Raw genomic sequence first — 4,192 nt, forward strand, 5'->3', positions numbered from 1 at the left:
CCACCGGCCCATCCTCGTCCGCGGCGGCTGCCGCGAGTGTCGCCAGCAGCAGTGTCCCGGCCGCGGCTATGACGGTCAGACCACGGGTACCACCTCGCTGGTGCAATGTCATGACATCTCCCCTCCGCGTCGATCGACCTTGACCGACGCTCGGTCCGGTGCTCGTTGTGGTCCTTCGGGGGCTAACCCTTGACCGACCCTGTGGTCAGGCCGCCGACGATGTATCTCTGCAGGATCAGGAAGAGCGCGAGGATCGGCAGGCTCGCGATCACCGCGCCGGCGGCGAACAAGCCCCAGTTCGCATTGAGCTCATTGGAGACCCACGCGTACATGCCGACCGTGAGGGTCCAGTTGCTCTCGGAGGTGAGGATGATACGGGCCAGGATGAAGTCGCCAAAAGCAGCGACGAACGACAGCAGCCCGACGACGGCCAGGATCGGCGTGACCAGGCGCAGGATGATCGTCCAGTAGGTCTGGGCATGGGTGGCGCCATCGATCTTGGCCGCTTCGTCGATCTCCCGTGGGATCGTGTTGAAGAACCCGTACATGAGGAACGTGTTGGTGCCGAGTGCCCCGCCGAGGTGCACGCAGATCAGGGCGAGCCTCGAGTTCAGGCCGAGCGGAGGCACGACGTCGCCGAGCGCCAGCAGCAGCAGGAATACCGCGATGAACGCGAGGAACTGCGGGAACATCTGGATGATGAGCAGCGCGGTCAGCCCACCACGCCTGCCGGCGAACCGGAACCGGGAGAACGCGTAGGCGGCGGCCGCGCCCATGAGCACCGAGCCGGCGGACGTCGACCCCGCGATGATGAGGGTGTTTGCCATCCACGTCAAGAACTGGGTGTCGGCGAGCGCCGTGACGTTGGCCGTGGAGACCGACCGGAACAGCTCCGTCGAGCCGGTCAGCGTCCCGGAGGAGGCCAGGGCCGCTGAGAGAACGTAGGCCAGCGGAAACGCCGCGTAGAACACGAGCAGCACCGCCACCGGATACTTCCAGCCCACCTCCGCCAGCCAGCGTCGTCGCCGGGCGGCAGCGTGCTCGCGCTCCCGATCGGCCCGCACCGGGTCGGCGTTCACCGTCGTGGCCATCACAGGATCTCCTCGAGTCTGCGGGTTCGCCGGAATGTCAACGCGGAGATCACACCGACGACGAGGAACACGATGATCGACAGCGCACTCGCCAGACCGAAGTCGGCACGGCCACCGGCGACGCCCGAGATCTGGTAGATCATCGTGATGAGGATGTCGGTGTGCCCGAGCACCGCGGACGTGTCGGTGAAGCGCGGCCCACCTTCGGTGAGCATGTAGATGATCGTGAAGTTGTTGAAGTTGAACGCGAACGACGCGATGATCAGCGGCGCCGTCGAGATGAGCAGCAGTGGCGGCGTGATCGACGTCCAGGTTCGCCACCAGCCGGCACCGTCGATGCGCGCTGCCTCGAGCACGTCATTCGGCAGTGACTGCAAGGCTCCCGTACAGACGAGGAACCAGTAGGGAAAGCTCAGCCACAGGTTCACGCCGATGATCGCGAGCTTGGCGAGCCACGGGTCATTCAACCACTCGATCCGCGCGCCGAAGAGGAACAGATCGTTGATGATCCCGTAGTCCGGATTCGCGTTGAGCATGCCGCGCCACAGCAGCGCCGACAGGAACGCGGGGAACGCGTACGGCAGGATGAACAACGTCCGCAGCAGCTTCCGCCCCCGGATGCGCTCGTCGTTGAACACCACCGCCATCGCCATGCCCATGAGGAAACTCGTCACGACGGTAAGGATGGCGAACGCGAAGGTCCAGGCCGTGATGCGCCAGAATGGTCCCGCGTAGTTGGAATCGGTGAACCCACGCACGAAGTTGTCGAACCCGACGTAGACCTCCCAGCCGACCGGTAGCGCCGTGCCGTCGTCGGCGACGAACCGGCCATCGTCGCGCGCGGCGTAGACGACGCCCGTCTCGGTGTCAGTCAGCGTTTCGGCCTGCGGATCCCAGTCGAGCGTGGATCGGTACACGGTGCCCCGGGTGCCCTCGCGGGTACGGATCGAACCGTCGTCGGCGTCGTCGGACACGGGTACCCGCAGATCCAAGACTTGCTGCTGCAGACTCTGATCCGCCAGGAGTGTGCCCCGGTCGACGACGTCCCAGCCCGGCACCACGGTGATCCGGTCGCCGTCGATGGTCGCCGCGGGTTCCGAGGCCAGTGGGGTGTCCGAGCTTCCGACCATCGCCTGACCGTCGTCGACGACCGCGAAGCCGAGCTCGTCGTCGCGCCGCACAATCGTCAACGGGTATTCGGGGGCATCGTCGACGGCCCGCTCGTTCTGGATGAGCAGCGCGTCGACCGCTTGCTGCTGAGTGCCGTTGTGGCCCGTCCCGTAGTTCGTCATGGCCACGTTGAAGGTGTAAGCCATGGTGAAGAGCTGGAAGATCAGCAGGAATGCCAGGCCGGGGAAGAGATACTTGGCCGGCAGGGAGCGCTTGCTGAAGTACACCCAGTCGGCTGCCGCCGTGAGGGCAAGCGTGCCGGCGAGGATGCCCCACGAGCCCTCGACGTAGGCCGACCAGACGATAGCCAGTCCAACCGCGTTGACGGCCGCCATGAGCATCAGCTTGACGACGAATCCCCAGCCGGCGCCGCGCCAGGAGCGGGCATGCGACTCGCCGCGGTCGGGCGGCCCGCCGCGGACGCCCCGCGGCGAGCCGGCCATACCGGCCTCGGGCATATGGGTCACCCGCCGAGCGTGGCGTCGATGTCGGCGAGCATCTTGTCCCAAGCCTCCTCCGGCTCGGCCGAGCCGGAGACGATCGCCGCCTGGGCCGCGTTCCAGTGCTCCCAGACGTCGGCCATCTCCGGGGTGGACGGCATCGGCGCGCCGTTCTGGGCAGCCGCGAGGAAGCCGGCGATGACCGGGTCTTCGGCCACGTCCTCCGCCACGACGCTCATCGCCGGGATGCGCGGGTCGGCGTCGTGCAGCGCACGCATGGCCTCGGGCGTCGCGACGTAGTTGGTGAGGAAATCGGCGGCCACGAGCGCGTTTTCGCTCTGCGCCGACACGAAAAAGCCCTGCACGCCCACGAACGGGGCGGCGGTCTCACCGCCGGCCGACGGGATCGGGTCGACGGCCACCTCGATGCCCGCGTCCACGTACGTTCCGATCGCCCATGGGCCCGCCACGGTGTACGGCGCGTTGCCGTCGGAGAACTCCTGGTCCGCGATGTCGATCGTCCAGTCCGTACTGAACAGCCCGGACCCGTCCATGCCGTTCTCCCCGAGCCACTCGGCGAAGTCGTAGCCGGCGTCCCCGCCCATGCCGACCTCGTTCGTGTAGGAGCCGTCGGCGTTCTGGACGAAGACCGGCGCACCGAAGGACGTTTGGAAGGCGTAGTAGGTATAGGCGTCACCGGTGGTGCCGTTGGTGTTGATGACGAACGGCAGCGGAGCGCCGGCCTCTTCCCCATCGGCGATCATCTCGTCGAAGGTCTCCGCGACCGGATCCGGGGCAAGCTCGGTGTTGCGTACCAGACCGACGCTCTCCAGCGCGTACGGCAAACCGTACAGCTGACCGTCGTACGTCATGGCCTCGATCGCGACGTCCTCGAACTCCGAGGCAGACGCGCCCAGGTCGACAGAGTCCACGACGCCGTTGACGATGAGCGAGCCGAGCCAGTCGTGCGCCCCGACCGTGATGTCCGGCCCTTCGCCCGTCGGTACCTGTGCGAGGAAATCCGCCCGGATGTCCTCGAAATTCTTCTGCACGAGATCGACCGTCACACCGGTCTCCTCCGTGAAGGCCTCCGCCGCCGCGGCGACCGCGGGCTCGCGGTTCTCGTCGACCCAGATGGTCAGAGTGCCGCTGGCGGCCGCCGCACTCTCGTCATCGGTCTCGTCTTCCGTCTCGTCCTCGTTATCGGACTCGGCGACGTCTTCGGTAGCCGTGTCCGCGGCCGGCGTCTCGTCAGCCGCGTCGTCACCACCGCCGCACGCGGCCACGAGGAGGACGGCCGCGAAGGGCGCGAGCCGGATGGATGTCTTGCGCATGGCGGAACCTTTCCGATCGAGTGCCACAGCGCGCACGTCCTTGATCGCGGCGCTGCGACCCGGTGGATGCTGATTGACGTAGCTGCTACGGCCGTCGCCGGTCGTCATGCGTGGCGACCACCTCCATATCGTTGCGGCGCCGGGGTGCGTACGACGG

The 4,192-nt window shown here is 67.1% G+C and carries 3 protein-coding genes; all 3 read right to left on the bottom strand.

Features of this window, described 5'->3' with window-relative positions; genetic code table 11:
• Positions 1-182: 182 nt before the first annotated feature.
• From ELR45_RS10200 to ELR45_RS10210, 3 genes are read right to left on the bottom strand one after another with little or no spacing between them, the layout of a single operon-like run.
• Positions 183-1,091, bottom strand: coding sequence for a sugar ABC transporter permease (locus ELR45_RS10200; protein WP_129665618.1), 909 nt, complete (start codon positions 1,089-1,091; stop codon positions 183-185).
• Positions 1,091-2,719, bottom strand: coding sequence for an ABC transporter permease subunit (locus ELR45_RS10205; protein ID WP_240759468.1), 1,629 nt, complete (start codon positions 2,717-2,719; stop codon positions 1,091-1,093). The genes ELR45_RS10200 and ELR45_RS10205 overlap by 1 nt, the downstream gene beginning before the upstream one ends.
• A 5-nt stretch (positions 2,720-2,724) precedes the next feature.
• On the bottom strand, positions 2,725-4,035 hold the full coding sequence (locus ELR45_RS10210; protein WP_129665872.1) for a sugar ABC transporter substrate-binding protein: 1,311 nt from the start codon (positions 4,033-4,035) through the stop codon (positions 2,725-2,727).
• Positions 4,036-4,192: the final 157 nt, after the last annotated feature.

The organism is Phytoactinopolyspora endophytica, assembly GCF_004138495.1.
Taxonomy (GTDB): Bacteria; Actinomycetota; Actinomycetes; order Jiangellales; family Jiangellaceae; genus Phytoactinopolyspora; species Phytoactinopolyspora endophytica.

Coding starts and splice junctions, on each gene's coding strand:
- ELR45_RS10200 (WP_129665618.1), bottom strand. CDS start 1,091: ATGGCCACGACGGTGAACGCCGACCCGGTGCGGGCCGATCGGGAGCGC.
- ELR45_RS10205 (WP_240759468.1), bottom strand. CDS start 2,719: ATGCCCGAGGCCGGTATGGCCGGCTCGCCGCGGGGCGTCCGCGGCGGG.
- ELR45_RS10210 (WP_129665872.1), bottom strand. CDS start 4,035: ATGCGCAAGACATCCATCCGGCTCGCGCCCTTCGCGGCCGTCCTCCTC.